Genomic DNA, 14,293 nt, shown 5'->3' with positions numbered 1-14,293 from the left:
CGGGCCGTTTTCTTTCGTGCCGCGCTTGTGGCGTGCCTGGATGTGCTTGTGCCACGTTTGTCACCGGCTCGTGCCGCGTTTGCGGCGCATTTGTGCCGCGCTTCTACCGCCCCTCACGCGCCGCTCAGTCGTCCGTTTCCTTTCTCGCGTAACCTCCGCTCACCTCCGCGTGCCGGCTGATGTAAGTGCTGAGCCCTTGCCCGCGCCGCGCCAGACGCTTGAGCGCGGCAAGGTGCCATTCACCGACGCTGGCCTCGGTGTACCAATACACCACCCCATGCCTGAAGCGGACCGCGACAAAGTCGTCGCCAAGTTCATACGCCTCGACGCCCGAGTCGCCGCTGAGATTCCGATAGCGCTCCATGTGCGAATGCCTCCCTGCATGCCGGCTTACACCACACCCAGCAGTTTTTATTCCGCTGACAACGTCCTGCGCCGACCGCCGCGTGGCACGTGTGTTGTAGTATCGCAAGCACCTGGTTTTTACCGCATGCGCGGCACCTCATGAGAATTCTCGGCATCGACCCCGGCCTGCGCGTGACCGGCTTCGGCGTGATCGACCAAAGCGGCCACACGCTCAGCTATGTCGCGAGCGGCGTCATCAAAACCGCCGACGCCGATCTGCCGTCGCGTCTCGGCACCATCTTCGAAGGCATTTCCACGTTGATCCGCCAGCATGCGCCGGACCAGTCGGCAATCGAAAAAGTGTTCGTCAACGTCAACCCGCAATCCACCTTGCTGCTCGGCCAGGCGCGCGGCGCGGCTATCTGCGGACTGGTCGCGGGCGGCGTGCCGGTGGCCGAATACACCGCTCTGCAGTTGAAGCAGGCCGTGGTAGGTTACGGCCGCGCAACCAAGGAACAGATGCAGCAGATGGTGGTGCGCCTGCTCAATCTGTCCGGCGTGCCCGGCACCGACGCCGCCGACGCGCTCGGCATGGCGATCTGCCACGCGCACGGCGGCACGACGCTGAGCACGTTGGGCGGCATCGCGCCTTCGCTGGCGAAGAAGGGGTTGCGCGTGAGGCGTGGACGTCTGGTCGGATAAAGGCCGACGCAACGCCGCGCGAATCAACCGCCATTTCGCATGACTCGCGGACCACTCGCCGCTCACCCGCTGCGCTACACTCGCCCTTTCTCTCGAGATTGAATCCGCCATGATCGGTCGCATTGCCGGCGTTCTGCTGGAAAAAAACCCGCCGCATCTGCTCGTCGACTGCAACGGCGTCGGTTACGAAGTCGACGTGCCGATGAGCACGTTCTACAACCTGCCTTCGGCCGGCGAACGCATCGTGTTGCTCACGCAGATGATCGTGCGCGAAGACGCCCACCTGCTGTACGGCTTCGGCACCGCCGAGGAACGTTCGACCTTCCGCGAACTGCTGAAAATCTCCGGCATAGGCGCGCGCATGGCGTTGGCGGTGCTGTCGGGCATGAGCGTTCACGAACTCGCGCAGACCGTCACGATGCAGGATGCGGCGCGCCTGACGCGTGTGCCGGGCATCGGCAAGAAAACGGCGGAGCGGCTGCTCCTCGAACTGAAGGGCAAGATCGGCGCGGACCTGGGCGCGATGGCGGGCGCGGCGTCGGCATCCGACCACGCCTCCGATATCCTGAACGCACTGCTCGCATTGGGTTACTCCGAAAAAGAAGCGCTGGCCGCCGTCAAAAACGTGCCGGCCGGCACCGGTGTTTCCGAAGGCATCAAGCTGGCGTTGAAGGCGCTGTCCAAGGGTTGACGCTCGTCCCTCGTGTTCGACATGCAGCCGATGGGTGAAGCTTCGCACGCGGCTGCGAGCCGCGCACCCTGGCCATTCGGCCGAGTTTCGCGGCGGGCGGCTCGCGGTACAATGACCGCATGATCGAAACCGACAAACTCGCCGCCGAGCGCATCATCGCGGCCACGCCCGTCTCGCCGAACGAAGAAGCGTTCGAGCGCGCGTTGCGCCCGCGCCAGCTCGAAGAATATGTCGGGCAGGAAAAAGTCCGCGGCCAGCTGGAAATCTTTATCGAGGCCGCCAAACGCCGCTCCGAATCGCTCGACCACGTCTTGCTGTTCGGGCCGCCGGGCCTCGGCAAAACCACGCTCGCGCACATCATCGCGCGGGAAATGGGCGTCAATCTGCGGCAAACGTCAGGGCCGGTGCTCGAACGCGCCGGCGACCTCGCCGCGTTGCTCACCAATCTCGAAGCCAACGACGTGCTGTTTATCGACGAAATCCACCGGCTCTCGCCGGTCGTCGAAGAAATTCTGTATCCGGCGTTGGAGGATTATCAGATCGACATCATGATCGGCGAAGGACCGGCCGCGCGCAGCGTGAAGCTGGACCTGCAGCCGTTCACGCTGGTCGGCGCGACCACCCGCGCGGGCATGCTGACCAACCCGCTGCGCGACCGCTTCGGCATCGTGGCGCGGCTCGAGTTTTATAACGCCGAGGAACTGGCGCGCATCGTCACGCGTTCGGCGTCGCTGCTCAATGCGCAGATCCATCCAGACGGCGCATTCGAGATCGCCAAACGTGCGCGCGGCACACCGCGGATCGCGAACCGCCTGCTGCGGCGCGTGCGCGACTTCGCCGAGGTGAAGGCCGACGGCAATATCACCGCGCAGGTGGCCGACGCCGCGCTCAAGATGCTCGACGTGGACGCGGTCGGCTTCGACCTGATGGACCGCAAGCTGCTCGAAGCGATCTTGCACAAGTTCGACGGCGGCCCGGTCGGCGTCGACAACCTGGCGGCCGCTATCGGCGAAGAGCGCGACACGATTGAAGACGTGCTCGAGCCGTATCTGATCCAGCAGGGCTTCCTGCAGCGCACGCCGCGCGGCCGCGTCGCCACGCTGCTCACGTACCGGCATTTCGGCCTCGCCGCGCCCGACTCGTCGAGCGCCCTGCCCAGCCTGTGGGATTCGGCCGCGACCTGAGCCGATACGCGTAGCGCGAGACCAATTCAGGATGTCCGACCAAACCAGACAGGCCAACTCATCCAGCGGTATCTCGCAGTTGCTCGCCCGCAAACTCCGCTCGAAGCTGGCCGCCGGCGTCACGCATCTGACAAGCGGCAGCGGCCCAACCCTCGACTACTCGTCGCCGGCGGGCGACCCGGGCCTGTTCGGTCCCGACTCGGTCTGCTGGAAGGTCCACGCCGATTTCACGTCGATGATGACAGGTGGCATCAGCGCCCTTCTGCTCCAGGCACTGCACCCGCTGGCGCTCGCCGGCGTGTGGGACCATTCGACGTTTCGCACCGACATTCTCGGCCGTCTGCGCCGTACCGCGACTTTCATTTCCGGCACGACGTACGGCAACCAGCACGACGCGCTGGCGCTGATCGAACGCGTGAAGCGCATTCATCTCGGCGTCAGCGGCGTTGCGCCGGACGGCCGGCCGTATCGCGCGAGCGAGCCTGCACTGCTGACGTGGGTGCATGTCGCCGAAGTGTCGAGCTTCATGACTGCGTACTTGCGCTATGTGAATCCGCTGCTGCCCGTTGCCGCGCAAGATCAGTACTTCGCGGAAACCGCGCGCATCGCTGAAATGCTCGGCGCGTCGCACGTACCTCGCTCGCGAGCCGGGATCGACGCTTACTTGCTGGCGATGCGGCCTGAGCTTGTCGCGAGCGAACGCACGCGTGAAGTGGTGAGAATTTTGATGAGCACGCCCGCGCCGAGTGCCTCGATGCGACCAGCCGGAGTGTTGATGCTCAACGCCGGCGTCGATCTTCTGCCCGATTGGGCCCAGGCAATGTTGGACTTGCAGCGTTACGCGGCGCTTCGCCGTGTGGTGGCGAGGCCCGGTGTGCGTCTGGTCGCGCCGGTGATCCGCTGGGCGCTGGTGAATGGCATATCGAAGCGGGCGTGCCGCCGGGTGGCAGCGGGCGGCCGCGAGCCGGAATAACGCAGCCGGACGCGGCTCGCCCGAGCGAACACTATCTGAGTCAGCCGCCCGCGCAAACTCACGCGGCCCAACCGGCGCGCGCCGATCAACGTCCTTGCTGCGCCGTCTTCTTGAAACTATCGTCCTCGCTCGGCGCATCGAGATGCGCGACATCTGCCCACGCCACGATCGTCGCCTTGCCATTGTCGAAATCCACCGTGTTCACGCTCGTGTTCAGCAGCGGGTAGTCACGCGGCGCATCGAGCGGCAGACCGCAGGCGAAGCGCCGCACGCAGTCGAGTACGCCGCCGTGCGCGACGCAGGCAATCCGCCCGCCGGGATGCGCGGCGACCAACGGTTCGATCGCGTGCAGCACGCGATGGTAGAGCGCGCGTTGCGACTCACCGTCCGGCGGGGAGAAACCCGGATCGCGAGTTTGCCAGTGCGCGTATTCGTCGGGAAAGCGTAGCGCGATCTCGTCGCTGTCATGGCCCTGGAAGGCACCGTATGAACGCTCGCGCAGACCTTCGCGCAATTGCAGCGGCAAGCCGAGTGCGTCGGCAACCGGTTGGGCAGTTTGCTGCGCGCGTTGCAGGTCGCTCGAATAGATCGCGTCGAGCCGTGCACCCCGCTGCGCCTCATCAGCCAGGCGGCGCGCAAGTCGTTGCGCCTGCGCGAAGCCTGTCGTGGCGAGCGGAATGTCGATGTGACCTTGAATGCGCTTGATGCGGTTCCAGTCGGTCTCGCCATGCCGGATGAACAGAATCTGCGTAGTCATGGGATGAAAGTGGGCGTCTTTGGCCGGTTATGCCGAGCCGCTATTGTCGCAAAAAGCGGCTGGAGGGTCGGGAGGTGGTGCGCGCCGTAGCGCGCATGCGGGAACGACTGCTGAAAATCAGGCGTTCGTCTGCAGCCAGAACGTGACCGGCCCGTCGTTGACGAGCGACACCTGCATGTCGGCGCCGAATTCGCCGGTCTCGACGATTGGATGTTTCGCCCGCGCCGCGGCGACAAAATAATCGAAGAGGCGCTTGCCTTCTTCCGGCGGCGCGGCCGGCGTAAAGCTCGGGCGCAGGCCGCTGTTGGTGTCCGCGGCCAGCGTGAACTGCGACACGAGCAGCAAGCCGCCCGCGCGCCCGGCGCCGTCGAGATTTTGCACGGAGAGATTCATCTTGCCGGCCGCGTCGCTGAAGACGCGATAGCCGAGCACCTTGGCGAGCAGCCGGTCGGCCGCCGCCTCGGTATCGCCGCGTTCGGCGCAGACGAGCGCGAGCAGACCCGCCTCGATCGCGCCGGTGACACGGTCGGCCACGCGCACTTCCGCGCGCCGCACGCGTTGAATCAGCGCGATCATCGGCTCGACTCCGGAAGCGATGCTCGGCTCATCAGGCCGTCAACGTGACGCGTGCAAAACGGCGCTTGCCGACCTGCACCACGTATTCGCCGGCTTCGACCTTCAAGCCCTTGTCGGACACGGTCGCGCCATCGATCTTCACGCCGCCCTGCTCGATGTTGCGCAGCGCCTCGCTAGTGGACGGCACGAGATTGGCCTGCTTGAGCAACTGGCCGATCGCGAGTGGCGCGCCCGCGAGCGTCACCGACGGGATATCGTCCGGCACGCCGCCCTTCGCGCGATGGTTGAAGTCTTCGAGCGCGCGTTCGGCGTCGGCTTGCGAGTGGAAGCGCGCCACGATCTCCTGACCGAGCAATACCTTGAAATCGCGCGGATTGCGGCCTGCTTCGGTTTCCTTCTTGAAGCCGGCGATTTCTTCCATCGGACGGAACGACAGCAGTTCGAAGTAACGCCACATCAGCACGTCGGAAATGCTCATCAGCTTGCCGAACATGTCGGTCGGCTTTTCGCTGATGCCGATGTAGTTGTTCTTCGACTTCGACATCTTCTCGACGCCGTCCAGCCCTTCGAGCAGCGGCATGGTCAGAATGCACTGCTGTTCCTGGCCGTACTGCTTCTGCAACTCACGGCCGACCAGCAGATTGAACTTCTGGTCCGTGCCGCCGAGTTCGAGGTCCGCATTCAGGGCGACCGAGTCGTAGCCTTGCATCAGCGGGTACAGGAACTCGTGGATCGAGATCGGCACGCCGCCCTGAAAACGCTTGGTGAAGTCTTCGCGTTCGAGAATCCGCGCCACCGTGTAGCGCGACGCGAGCTTGATCATGCCGTCGGCGCCGAGCGGCATCGACCATTCGCTGTTGTAGCGGATCTCGGTCTTGTCGCGGTCGAGCACGAGCGCGGCCTGATCGAAATACGTCTTGGCGTTCGATTCGATCTGCTCGCGCGTGAGCGGCGGACGCGTGGCGTTGCGGCCCGACGGATCGCCGATCAGCGACGTGAAATCGCCGATCAGGAAGATCACGGTGTGGCCGAGATCCTGCAACTGGCGCATCTTGTTCAACACGACCGTGTGGCCGATGTGGATGTCCGGCGCGGTCGGATCGAGCCCGAGCTTGATACGCAGCGGCTTGCCCGTCGCCGCACTCTTCGCGAGTTTTTGCGCGAATTCGTCTTCGATCAGCAGTTCGTCGACACCGCGCCTGGTGACGGCGAGCGCGTGACGGACTTCGTCGGTGATCGGGAAGGCGGAAGCGGGGTTGGGCTTGGTGGACTCGGTGCTCATGCTGGAAACGTGAAGTCGCGAAAAAAGGAGATTGTCCCATAGATGCGCGCCGCCGCGCCCATTGACGCTGCCGCATGCGGGCCGGCGACGCACGATTTCGGCGTAAGGCGGCATGCCGCCGGCATTGCCGCGCTTTATATTCGACCGCGCTTCGCCCGATAATCTGCTACAACGGATCGCAACGAACCATCGAGAGGAGCAGCAACGTGGCGCAAGACCCCACAGACGGCGTCTACTTTGGATTGATGTCCGGCACCAGCATGGATGGCGTGGATGGCGTGGCCGTCCGGTTCGCACAAGGGAAGCCGCCGGTGGTGCTGGCCGAGGCGTTTGTCGGCTTTGCCGCGGGCCTGCGCGAGGCGCTGTTCGCGCTCCAGCAACCCGGAGACAACGAGATCGAGCGTGAGGCGCTGGCCGCCAACGCGCTCGCCACGCGTTACGCGGTGTGCTGCCACGAACTGCTGCACGGCTGCCGCGTACCCGCCGCGGAGGTGCGGGCGATCGGGGTACACGGGCAAACGGTGCGGCATCGGCCGGAAAAGGGCTATACGCGGCAGATCAACAACCCGGCGCTGCTCGCCGAAATGATGCATATCGACGTGATCGCTGATTTCCGCAGCCGCGATGTGGCGGCCGGCGGCCAGGGCGCGCCACTCGTGCCGGCTTTTCACGCCACCGTGTTCGGCGCAAAAAACGAGACGCGGGTGGTCTGCAATCTTGGCGGCATCAGTAATATCACGATCCTGAACGCGACCGGCAGCGTGCGTGGCTTCGACTGCGGGCCGGCCAACGCGCTTCTGGACGAATGGGCGCAGCGCCATCTCGGCAAACCGTTCGACGAAAACGGTCATTTCGCGGCCAGCGGCCAGGTGGATCGCAGGCTGCTGAACGCGTTGCTGGACGAGCCGTTTTTCAGCCAGCAGCCGCCCAAAAGCACCGGCCGCGACCTCTTCAATGCGCAATGGCTCGACGCGAAGCTGCAGCCGTTCGCCGCGCTCGCCCCCGCCGACGTGCAAGCGACGCTGGTTGCGCTCACCGCGGTGACAGTCGCGCGCGAAATCGAGCGCCATGCCTCGGATGCCAGAGCGGTCTACGTGTGCGGCGGCGGCGCGCGCAATCCGGAGATTCTGCGGGCCTTGCAGCAGGCGCTGGAGGACAGCGGTGTCAGCGGCGTCCCCGTCATGACGACCGACGCGCTCGGCGTGCCACCGAGCCAGGTCGAGCCATTGGCGTTCGCGTGGCTCGCGATGCGTTGCGTAGCGCGTCGCCCGGGCAATCTGGCGGCAGTAACGGGTGCCTCCGCCGACCGCGTGCTCGGAGCGATCTATCCGCGCTGAGCGCGCCGCCGCCCGAGGCCGCGCGGGGTCGCGCGGGGTCGCGCGGGGTCGTATGCAGCGCGGGCAATAAAAAAAGGGGCCGAAGCCCCGTTTTTTTTACATTCTGCCGCTCAACTGGCCGTCAAACCGAGAACGATGAACCACAACCACAGGTGGTCGTAGCGTTCGGGTTCTTGATGACGAACTGCGCGCCGTTGATATCGTCCTTATAGTCGATCTCAGCACCCACCAGATACTGGTAGCTCATCGAATCGATTAGCAGCTGAACGCCGCTCTTGTTCATGACGGTGTCGTCTTCGTTGACGGCTTCGTCGAACGTGAAACCGTACTGAAAGCCGGAGCAGCCGCCGCCCTGCACGAAAACGCGCAGTTTGAGGTCCGCATTGCCTTCTTCTTCGATCAGTTGCTTGACCTTGTCAGCCGCTGCGTCGGTAAAAACGAAGGGGGCGGGCATCTCGGTCACGGGTGTGTCGGTGACTGCGTTCATTCGAACTCTCCAAAAAGCTTCTAACCGCTATTGTAGGGCTGATCTCGATATCGTGCCGAAGCCCACAAAGTCAATGGGTTCTTACAGAAAATCAACGGCTGCCACGCTTTGCCGCCGCCAGCCCCATAGGGCGGGGTAAATCGCCACTTGGGCGACGAGTTCGTTGCCGCAATTGCCGCTCCAGCAGCGAGCCGCGAACCCATGAAAAAAAGCCGCCTTCGCGAAAGCGTTGGCGGCTTTTGCAGCGGACCGGCCCGAAAGCCGGTTCGCACCCGAGGCGATTAACGCTTCGAGAATTGCTTCCGGCGACGTGCCTTGTGGAAACCGACCTTCTTACGTTCGACTTCACGAGCGTCACGCGTCACGAAGCCTGCGTTCGACAGTTGCGGCTTCAGCGTTGCGTCATAGTCCATCAGCGCGCGGGTGATGCCGTGGCGAACCGCACCGGCTTGACCCGTTTCACCGCCACCCGTCACGTTGACCTTGATGTCGAACGTAGCAGCGTGGTTCGTGAGTTCCAGCGGCTGACGCACGATCATCAGCGACGTTTCGCGCGAGAAGTAATCGGCGATAGGCTTGCCGTTCACAACGATGTCGCCCTTGCCAGCCTTGATGAAGACGCGTGCGACGGCGCTCTTGCGGCGGCCCGTGCCGTAATTCCAGTTACCGATCATGTGGGCTCCCCTTAGATCTCGAGCGCTTTCGGCTGTTGTGCCGAATGCGGATGCGTTGCGTCAGCGTAGACCTTCAGCTTCTTGATCATCGCGTAGCCGAGCGGGCCCTTCGGCAGCATGCCTTTGACCGCTTTCTCGAGCGCGCGGCCCGGGAAGCGTTCCTGCATCTTGCCGAATGTCGTTTCATAGATACCGCCCGGGTAGCCCGAGTGGCGGTAGTACTTCTTGTCAGTAGCCTTGTTGCCCGTGACGCGCAACTTACCCGCGTTGATAACGATGATGAAATCACCGGTGTCGACGTGCGGAGTGAATTCAGGCTTGTGCTTGCCGCGAAGACGGTGTGCCACTTCGCTGGCGACACGCCCGAGAACCTTATCCGTCGCGTCAATCACGTACCATTCACGCGTAACCTCATGGGCTTTTGCGGAAAACGTCTTCATGATCGATCCAAAAAAATTGCTGCGCCCAATGTGTTTTTTCCTGCTTGTAGTGTGCGCATCGAGGCGCGTGCAGGCTCTCCCTGGTTCTTCCTCCGCGGGCGCGGATGCGGAAAAGCCCTGAATTATAAAGGAATTTGCTACGGCAAGTCAAAACGTACGGGAGTTGGCGCCCGATTGCCGGCGATCCGCCCGCCGGCGAGCCCGTTTAAGCGCCCTTTCACGCCACCGCTCGCTTGTCAGAATGCGAAACGGCCTGGGCAAAACGCGGAAGAAGTCAGGCATAACGCGGCGCGAGCGCAGCGCAGGCGAAAAAAAACCCGAACTAGCCGTTCGGGTTTAATCCACCAAAGGAGGAGGTGGAGGAGACAGGTCGAATTATATGAGCCCACCTGGTGCGACGCAAGAACATTTGCAATGCGAAATTCGATTTCACAATGCGGCAATCGCCATCTTCGCTCCAACAGTTACGAATTTTCTTTCTAATCAATCACTAAGACGCCGAAGCTCCGACGGTTTGCCAGACATCTTCTAGAGTAAAACCCCTAAACCCGCCAGGGCATTCCCGAATCGGCGGAACATGCCGCAGCGCAACACACAAGCCGTCATAACGCATAATTTGTGACAAAAGTCGCCTCGGGCGGATGCCGAGACGCCGGGCTACAATGCCGTCTCGATATAGCGAAGCGCGGTGGAGCACACAGCATGGAATGCAAAGTGAGTTGGATGGGGCAAGACGGAATGGCGTTTGCAGCCGAGACGGGCAGCGGCCATCTGGTGGCAATGGACGGCGCGCCTGAAGGCGGTGGCCGCAATCTCGCGCCGCGTCCGATGGAAATGGTTTTGCTCGGCACGGGCGGCTGCACCGCCTACGACGTCGTGATGATCCTGAAGAAGAGCCGTCAGGAAATCGCCGGTTGTTCGGTGACGCTGAAGGCCGAACGCGCCAGCGAAGATCCGAAAGTGTTCACGAAGATTCACTTCCACTTCACCGTGACGGGCAAGAACCTGAACCCGGCCACCGTGGAACGTGCGATCAACCTATCGCACGACAAGTACTGCTCGGCGTCGATCATGATCGCGAAGACCGCTGAGTTGACGCATTCGTTCGACATCGTCGCGAGCTAACGCGGATCTGCGGCGGCGTCGCGGGCCGAAACGCCCTCCCGCCGGAACCGGCGCACAAAAGAAAATGCCGACGCCCTTTTGGGCGCCGGCATCTTTTGTTGGGTGGCAAAGCAGGCCGATAAGCCGGATTCTGTGCACGCGCCACGTCCGAAGACGCGGCACGCGTGGCAGCCATTCCTCTAGGCGCGCCATTACTGACGCGCTCAAGCTTCCTACCCGCAGACGTGACGGGGGCCCCGTCCTGCATCTCGAAGATGCTAGCCTGCCTACTTGGAATTGCTCCGGGTGGAGGTTACCGTGCCGGTCTGCCTTGCAGCAGCCGCGGTGCGCTCTTACCGCACCGTTTCACCCTTACCTGATCCCGGCTTGCGCCGGGCCATCGGCGGTTTGCTTTCTGTTGCCCTGTTCCGCGTGTTGCCACGGATGGCCGTTAGCCATCACCCTGCCCTGTGGAGTCCGGACTTTCCTCGCCCTCTTTGGCATGAAGCCGCGGAGGCCGCGACTGCCTGGCCTGCTTTGCTGCGGCGGATTTTAACACCTGCGAGGGCCGCGAGCCGGTCCAACGGCCGAAATAGCCGAACGACCGACGAATCCCGCGACAGACTTCAGCGTGCTCAACGCGCGCGCCGCCCCGCGCGAAATACGGAAGCGTCGTCGTAAAACGCCGGCGCTTCGTTCTCCGGCCACCAGCCCGGAACGCCCAGCACCGGAAGCGGCGCGAACATGCGGCTCGACAGCGTGTCGGTGTTCAGCAGCGCCTCGGCGACGGACTCGTCCAGCCACGCGTCCCGCCGCGTCGCGTTCCACTCGAAGTAACCATCCGGCACTTCGACGATCCACGCATGCCCCGTGCAGGCCTTGAACGGCGTCATCAACTTTTCCAGCAACGCATGGCCGAAGCAGCGCACTTCGCAGCTCGCCCCCCATGCATCGCGCCGGGCCACCAGCAGCGTCTGCCAGTCGAACCCACGTAATGCCGCGCTTAACGCGGGATCCGCGCTCGCGAACAGCAGCGCGTTCTCGTCGAATAGCGTTAGCGTATCGCGCACGCCGCCGCGGGTCGGTCCGACGCCCAATGTGTCGATGGCCGCCGACTGGCGCGCGTTCAGCGCCGCTTTGATGCGTGGAAAGGCGAACCACATCGACGCATTGAAGAAGTCGTGCAGGTTATGGCGCGTCGGCACGCAGCCGGTGGACGCGATGTGCGCCTCGTACGCCGCGCCTGGCGGCAGATCGTCCTGCGCGATGAATGCGAGGCGCTCGCCACGGCCCGTGCTCTGACGCATTTCGCGGGCGTCGGCGTTCATTTCGGCGAGCAGCGCCTCGTAGCCCGTCAGCGCGGCCTGTTGCCAGCGCCTGCCGCGGCCGGCGAACGGCGCGAACCACGGCTTCGACCAATCGATTGCGGCGAAGCCCGACGGCTGCGCCTCACACGCCGGCATCTAGCGCCGCCTCAAACCAGACGCCAGCCGATCGACTCACCGCCGCGCAGCGGCACGACCGGCGTATCGCCGACCGGCAGTTCAGCTGGCAGCGTCCATTCCTCGCGGCGCAGCGTGACCTTCTCCGCGCTGCGCGGCAGACCGTAGAAATCCGCGCCGAAGAAGCTCGCAAAGCCTTCGAGCTTGTCCAGCGCGTTGGCTTTGTCGAACGCTTCCGTGTAGAGCTCCAACGCGTGCAACGCCGTGTAGCAACCGGCGCAGCCGCAAGCGTGCTCTTTCAGCCCCTTCGGATGCGGCGCGCTGTCCGTGCCGAGGAAGAAGCGCGGATTGCCCGACGTTGCCGCCTCGACCAGCGCCACGCGATGCGTTTCCCGCTTCAACACCGGCAAGCAGTAGTAATGCGGGCGAATGCCGCCCTGGAAGATTGCGTTGCGGTTGTACAGCAGATGGTGCGCGGTGATCGTCGCGCCCAGCAGCCCCGGCGCCACGCCGGCTTCGCGGATATAGTCGACCGCGTCTTTGGTGGTGATGTGCTCGAACACCACCTTCAGCGCCGGAAACGCGCGGCGCAGCGGCGTCATGACCCGGTCGATGAACACTTTCTCGCGGTCGAACAGATCGATCGAGGCATCCGTCACTTCGCCGTGCACCAGCAGCGGCATGCCCAGTTCCTGCATCACTTCGAGCGTTTTGGCGCACTTCATGATGTCGGTGACGCCCGCGTCCGAGTTAGTGGTCGCGCCCGCGGGATACAGCTTCACGCCATGCACGAAGCCGCTTTCGCGCGCCCGGCGAATTTCGTCCGGCGGCGTGTTGTCGGTCAGGTACAGCGTCATCAGCGGTTCGAACTTCGCACCTTCCGGAATCGCGGCGACGATGCGCTCGCGATAAGCCCGCGCCATCGCCGTGGTCGTGACCGGCGGCTTCAGGTTCGGCATGATGATCGCACGGCCGAACTGGCGCGCGGTGTCCGGCAGCACGGCCGCCAGCATCGCGCCGTCGCGGACGTGCAGGTGCCAGTCGTCCGGGCGGGCGAGCGTGATGGAGTCGAGGGAAGCGTTGGGAGCGGTCATGGCGAATAGGGGGCGAGATTCAGCGACAAAAGCCAATCTATGCGGTCAAACCGCAGCGTTGCGGCATAAACACACGTCAATTTTGCTATTTGGCGCTTCTGGCTCGGTGATATGCTTGGAAAATCATCATTGTAACGGCTCGCCCCGTTCACAGGCTTACCCGCAACATGTGCCAACTCCTCGGAATGAACTGCGCCGCGCCAACGGACGTCACGTTCTCGTTCACCGGCTTTGCGGCGCGCGGCGGCGTCACCGATCACCATGCCGACGGCTGGGGCATCGCCTTCTTTGAAGACAAAGCCTGCCGCCTGTTCATCGACCATCAATCGTCGGCCACTTCGCCGATCGCCGAGATGGTCAAGCGCTACCCGATCAAATCGAAGAACACCATTGCGCATATCCGCAAGGCGACGCAGGGGCACATCCTGCTGGAAAACTGCCATCCGTTCATGCGCGAATTGTGGGGACGCCACTGGATCTTCGCGCACAACGGCGACCTCAAGGATTATTCGCCGGTCCTGTCCGGCGTGTACCAGCCGGTCGGCACCACCGACAGCGAGCTCGCCTTCTGCGCGCTGCTCGAAGGCTTGCGCAAGGCGTTTCCCGGCGCGCAGCAGCCGCCGCTCGACGAACTGTTCGCCACGCTCGAAACGCTCACACGCGAAATCACGCAGTTTGGCGTGTTCAATTTCCTGATGTCGAACGGCCAGGCGTTGTTCGCGCATTGCTCCACGCATCTGCACTACATCGTGCGGCGCTGGCCGTTTTCGACCGCGCATCTCGTCGACGCGGACGTGTCGATCGATTTCGCCAAATACACGACGCCCGAAGACCGCGTCGCGGTGATCGCCACCAAGCCGCTGACCGACAACGAAGTCTGGACCGCATTCGAACCGGGCGACCTGATGATGTTCCAGCACGGCGAGGTGATCGGCCGCGTCAACGTGCCGGTGCCGGCTTCGGTGCTGGAAAAGCTGCGCAATCCCGCTTTGGATGCGTCGGCGTCGGCCAGCACGATCGCGGCTTCGACCGAAGCGCCGCCCGAGAGGGACGCCGAAGTGGACCTCGAAGCAGCGGACGACGCCGCCGCGTTCGAATCCTGAGCGTTTAAAGACCTAAGCCCGCCCGCATTCGCTCGAGCCAGAATTGCCAGGAACAGAAAAGCCGCTCTTTCGGAGCGGCTTTCTTTTGCCTGTGCCGTCGTA

General features: G+C 63.7%; 16 protein-coding genes and 1 other RNA gene. 7 read left to right on the top strand and 10 right to left on the bottom strand.

The genetic code is table 11. The features are described 5' to 3' along the window. Window positions 1–124: 124 nt before the first annotated feature. Window positions 125–364 carry a hypothetical protein gene (locus tag CJU94_RS08245; protein ID WP_095418267.1) on the bottom strand — a complete coding sequence of 80 codons (240 nt, stop codon included), beginning with the start codon at window positions 362–364 and terminating at the stop codon, window positions 125–127. Window positions 365–504: 140 nt separating this feature from the next. Here CJU94_RS08245 and ruvC point away from each other — a divergent pair, with 140 nt between their 5' ends. From ruvC to CJU94_RS08225, 4 genes are all read left to right on the top strand, one after another. After that, the gene (ruvC, locus tag CJU94_RS08240) at window positions 505–1,047 is read left to right on the top strand and encodes a crossover junction endodeoxyribonuclease RuvC (RefSeq protein ID WP_095418266.1); all 543 of its coding nucleotides are present in this window, start codon (window positions 505–507) and stop codon (window positions 1,045–1,047) included. A gap of 109 nt (window positions 1,048–1,156) precedes the next feature. After that, the gene (gene ruvA, locus CJU94_RS08235; RefSeq protein ID WP_091799214.1) at window positions 1,157–1,738 is read left to right on the top strand and encodes a Holliday junction branch migration protein RuvA; all 582 of its coding nucleotides are present in this window, start codon (window positions 1,157–1,159) and stop codon (window positions 1,736–1,738) included. 119 nt (window positions 1,739–1,857) lie between these two features. Next, window positions 1,858–2,922 carry a Holliday junction branch migration DNA helicase RuvB gene (gene ruvB / locus CJU94_RS08230; RefSeq protein ID WP_095418265.1) on the top strand — a complete coding sequence of 355 codons (1,065 nt, stop codon included), beginning with the start codon at window positions 1,858–1,860 and terminating at the stop codon, window positions 2,920–2,922. A gap of 31 nt (window positions 2,923–2,953) precedes the next feature. Continuing rightward, window positions 2,954–3,895, top strand: coding sequence for an oxygenase MpaB family protein (locus tag CJU94_RS08225; protein WP_095418264.1), 942 nt, complete (start codon window positions 2,954–2,956; stop codon window positions 3,893–3,895). Between the two features lie 85 nt (window positions 3,896–3,980). On the opposite strand, the gene CJU94_RS08220 is transcribed toward CJU94_RS08225, so the two are convergent. From CJU94_RS08220 to tyrS, 3 genes are all read right to left on the bottom strand, one after another. Further along, a complete protein-coding gene (locus CJU94_RS08220; RefSeq protein WP_095418263.1) occupies window positions 3,981–4,652 on the bottom strand; it encodes a histidine phosphatase family protein in 672 nt (223 codons plus the stop codon). A gap of 117 nt (window positions 4,653–4,769) precedes the next feature. Beyond that, complete coding sequence (dtd, locus tag CJU94_RS08215) at window positions 4,770–5,228, bottom strand: D-aminoacyl-tRNA deacylase (protein WP_095418262.1); 459 nt, start codon at window positions 5,226–5,228, stop codon at window positions 4,770–4,772. A 31-nt stretch (window positions 5,229–5,259) separates the two neighbouring features. Next, complete coding sequence (gene tyrS / locus CJU94_RS08210) at window positions 5,260–6,510, bottom strand: tyrosine--tRNA ligase (protein ID WP_095420260.1); 1,251 nt, start codon at window positions 6,508–6,510, stop codon at window positions 5,260–5,262. 206 nt (window positions 6,511–6,716) lie between these two features. Between tyrS and CJU94_RS08205 the strand changes: the two genes are divergently transcribed. Continuing rightward, window positions 6,717–7,847: an anhydro-N-acetylmuramic acid kinase gene (locus CJU94_RS08205; RefSeq protein ID WP_095418261.1), complete on the top strand. Its 1,131-nt coding sequence runs from the start codon at window positions 6,717–6,719 to the stop codon at window positions 7,845–7,847. Window positions 7,848–7,968: 121 nt separating this feature from the next. Here the strand turns inward: CJU94_RS08205 and erpA are convergent, their stop codons facing one another. The 3 genes from erpA to rplM form a co-directional block, all read right to left on the bottom strand. Further along, window positions 7,969–8,334, bottom strand: a complete 366-nt coding sequence (erpA, locus tag CJU94_RS08200; protein ID WP_007180424.1) for an iron-sulfur cluster insertion protein ErpA — start codon at window positions 8,332–8,334, stop codon at window positions 7,969–7,971. A 281-nt stretch (window positions 8,335–8,615) separates the two neighbouring features. Continuing rightward, window positions 8,616–9,008 carry a 30S ribosomal protein S9 gene (gene rpsI, locus CJU94_RS08195; RefSeq protein ID WP_095418260.1) on the bottom strand — a complete coding sequence of 131 codons (393 nt, stop codon included), beginning with the start codon at window positions 9,006–9,008 and terminating at the stop codon, window positions 8,616–8,618. Between the two features lie 11 nt (window positions 9,009–9,019). Then, window positions 9,020–9,448 (bottom strand): 50S ribosomal protein L13, encoded by a 429-nt coding sequence (rplM, locus tag CJU94_RS08190; protein WP_095418259.1) that lies wholly within the window; start codon window positions 9,446–9,448, stop codon window positions 9,020–9,022. A 702-nt stretch (window positions 9,449–10,150) separates the two neighbouring features. On the opposite strand from rplM, the gene CJU94_RS08185 reads away from it, so the two are divergent. After that, a complete protein-coding gene (locus tag CJU94_RS08185; protein ID WP_008919632.1) occupies window positions 10,151–10,573 on the top strand; it encodes an OsmC family protein in 423 nt (140 codons plus the stop codon). A 103-nt stretch (window positions 10,574–10,676) separates the two neighbouring features. On the opposite strand, the gene rnpB is transcribed toward CJU94_RS08185, so the two are convergent. The 3 genes from rnpB to pyrC all read right to left on the bottom strand — a co-directional run bounded on the left by rnpB (window position 10,677) and on the right by pyrC (window position 13,088). Then, window positions 10,677–11,091: RNase P RNA component class A (rnpB, locus tag CJU94_RS08180), an RNA gene on the bottom strand. A 96-nt stretch (window positions 11,092–11,187) separates the two neighbouring features. After that, on the bottom strand, window positions 11,188–12,015 hold the full coding sequence (locus CJU94_RS08175; RefSeq protein ID WP_095418258.1) for a DUF3025 domain-containing protein: 828 nt from the start codon (window positions 12,013–12,015) through the stop codon (window positions 11,188–11,190). A gap of 11 nt (window positions 12,016–12,026) precedes the next feature. Then, on the bottom strand, window positions 12,027–13,088 hold the full coding sequence (gene pyrC, locus CJU94_RS08170; RefSeq protein WP_095418257.1) for a dihydroorotase: 1,062 nt from the start codon (window positions 13,086–13,088) through the stop codon (window positions 12,027–12,029). Between the two features lie 167 nt (window positions 13,089–13,255). Here pyrC and CJU94_RS08165 point away from each other — a divergent pair, with 167 nt between their 5' ends. Next, on the top strand, window positions 13,256–14,191 hold the full coding sequence (locus CJU94_RS08165; RefSeq protein WP_095418256.1) for a class II glutamine amidotransferase: 936 nt from the start codon (window positions 13,256–13,258) through the stop codon (window positions 14,189–14,191). The last annotated feature ends 102 nt before the right edge of the window (window positions 14,192–14,293 follow it).

This window comes from Paraburkholderia aromaticivorans (assembly GCF_002278075.1).
Classification (GTDB): Bacteria; Pseudomonadota; Gammaproteobacteria; order Burkholderiales; family Burkholderiaceae; genus Paraburkholderia; species Paraburkholderia aromaticivorans.
The sequence above is the reverse complement of the archived record's forward strand: the minus strand, read 5'-3'. Positions and strand labels throughout refer to the sequence as shown.

Coding starts and splice junctions, on each gene's coding strand:
- CJU94_RS08245 (WP_095418267.1), bottom strand. CDS start 364: ATGGAGCGCTATCGGAATCTCAGCGGCGACTCGGGCGTCGAGGCGTAT.
- ruvC (WP_095418266.1), top strand. CDS start 505: ATGAGAATTCTCGGCATCGACCCCGGCCTGCGCGTGACCGGCTTCGGC.
- ruvA (WP_091799214.1), top strand. CDS start 1,157: ATGATCGGTCGCATTGCCGGCGTTCTGCTGGAAAAAAACCCGCCGCAT.
- ruvB (WP_095418265.1), top strand. CDS start 1,858: ATGATCGAAACCGACAAACTCGCCGCCGAGCGCATCATCGCGGCCACG.
- CJU94_RS08225 (WP_095418264.1), top strand. CDS start 2,954: ATGTCCGACCAAACCAGACAGGCCAACTCATCCAGCGGTATCTCGCAG.
- CJU94_RS08220 (WP_095418263.1), bottom strand. CDS start 4,652: ATGACTACGCAGATTCTGTTCATCCGGCATGGCGAGACCGACTGGAAC.
- dtd (WP_095418262.1), bottom strand. CDS start 5,228: ATGATCGCGCTGATTCAACGCGTGCGGCGCGCGGAAGTGCGCGTGGCC.
- tyrS (WP_095420260.1), bottom strand. CDS start 6,510: ATGAGCACCGAGTCCACCAAGCCCAACCCCGCTTCCGCCTTCCCGATC.
- erpA (WP_007180424.1), bottom strand. CDS start 8,334: ATGAACGCAGTCACCGACACACCCGTGACCGAGATGCCCGCCCCCTTC.
- rpsI (WP_095418260.1), bottom strand. CDS start 9,008: ATGATCGGTAACTGGAATTACGGCACGGGCCGCCGCAAGAGCGCCGTC.
- rplM (WP_095418259.1), bottom strand. CDS start 9,448: ATGAAGACGTTTTCCGCAAAAGCCCATGAGGTTACGCGTGAATGGTAC.
- CJU94_RS08185 (WP_008919632.1), top strand. CDS start 10,151: ATGGAATGCAAAGTGAGTTGGATGGGGCAAGACGGAATGGCGTTTGCA.
- CJU94_RS08175 (WP_095418258.1), bottom strand. CDS start 12,015: ATGCCGGCGTGTGAGGCGCAGCCGTCGGGCTTCGCCGCAATCGATTGG.
- pyrC (WP_095418257.1), bottom strand. CDS start 13,088: ATGACCGCTCCCAACGCTTCCCTCGACTCCATCACGCTCGCCCGCCCG.
- CJU94_RS08165 (WP_095418256.1), top strand. CDS start 13,256: ATGTGCCAACTCCTCGGAATGAACTGCGCCGCGCCAACGGACGTCACG.